Raw genomic sequence first — 1,157 nt, forward strand, 5'->3', positions numbered from 1 at the left:
CCGGGGGCGCCGTGTCGTGCGGGTGCGGCTCAGGCGCGGCCGCGGCGGGTCCGAACCTCCTGGAGGCGTTCGGCGAGGATGTCCTCGAGCTCAGCGATCGAGCGCCGCTCCAGCAGCATGTCCCAGTGGGTACGCGGCGGCTTGGCCTTCTTCTGCTCCGGCTCGCTGCCGTCGACGAGTCGGGCGACGCTGCCGTCGAACTTGCATTCCCAGGTCGTCGGGACCTCGGCGTCGACGGCGAACGGCACCTCGAACTGGTGGCCCTTGGCACAGAGGTACTCGCGGGTCTGACGCGGCGCGAGCTCCGTGTTGCGGTCGGATTCGTAGCTGACCGCGCCCAGGCGGCTTCCGCGCAGCATACGCTCGCCCATGATCGACTTCCCCTCGTTCGTGGTGCTGGTCTTCTGGGTGTAACGGTGCTTTCCCGTCGCCCCATTCCCGCCCGAGGGCGTGAGGCGTCCACGGGTGAGCCGGACCCAAGGGTAGCCGGCTGAGACGGTGACGCCACGGCGGTGGCGTGTCGCGACTGCCACCGGGGATGTTAACCGCCCGAGCGCGGTCAAGGTTGCGCCGGCTGCGCACCCCGATCGGAAGCGCCCGCACCGCCGGGTGCGGCGGCGCCCAGGCGAGCCAGCGCCAACGCCAGGTCGCTGACCTGGTCGCCGAGCTGCGCCACCCGCCGCTGCGCCACGTCACGGTCGGCCTCGGCGGCGTCGAGCCGTACCGTCAGGGCGGTCAGCCGGCCCTCGGCGGTGGCCGCGGCCTGCCGCGCGGCGGTCAGGTCGGCGGTGAGGGCGTCGCGCTGCGCGGCCGTGGCGGTCAACTCCGCGCGCAGCCGGGCGGCCAGCTCGGCGGCCTCCTGCCGGGCGTCGTCGGCTTCGGCGGCGGCGACCTGGGCGCGGTCGCGGGCCCGGTCGGCCTGTTCCCGGGCCCGGGCCGCGTCGGCGGCCTCGGCGCGGGTCCGCGCGGCGTCGGCGCGGGCCTGGTCGATCTGGCGGCGTACGTCCTGCACCTCGGCCTGCCACCGTCCGGCCCGCTCGGTCGCCTCGGCGGCGGCCCGGGATCGGAAGAGCACACCTCAGAACTCCAGACACAACAAACCGCATCTCGTATGCCCACGAAAGAAAGAAAAAAGGAGGCGAGGGGGGTTGTGGGGT

2 protein-coding genes are annotated in these 1,157 nt (G+C 73.7%); both read right to left on the reverse strand.

Annotated elements, in window-relative coordinates; genetic code table 11:
* Positions 1-29: 29 nt before the first annotated feature.
* The gene (locus ABZU46_RS31790; RefSeq protein ID WP_046564157.1) at positions 30-371 is read right to left on the reverse strand and encodes an RNA polymerase-binding protein RbpA; all 342 of its coding nucleotides are present in this window, start codon (positions 369-371) and stop codon (positions 30-32) included.
* Positions 372-559: 188 nt separating this feature from the next.
* The gene (locus ABZU46_RS31795) at positions 560-1,075 is read right to left on the reverse strand and encodes a hypothetical protein (protein WP_354863384.1); all 516 of its coding nucleotides are present in this window, start codon (positions 1,073-1,075) and stop codon (positions 560-562) included.
* Positions 1,076-1,157 lie beyond the last annotated feature (82 nt).

It is taken from the genome of Micromonospora sp. NPDC005197 (assembly GCF_040608295.1).
Classification (GTDB): domain Bacteria; phylum Actinomycetota; class Actinomycetes; order Mycobacteriales; family Micromonosporaceae; genus Micromonospora.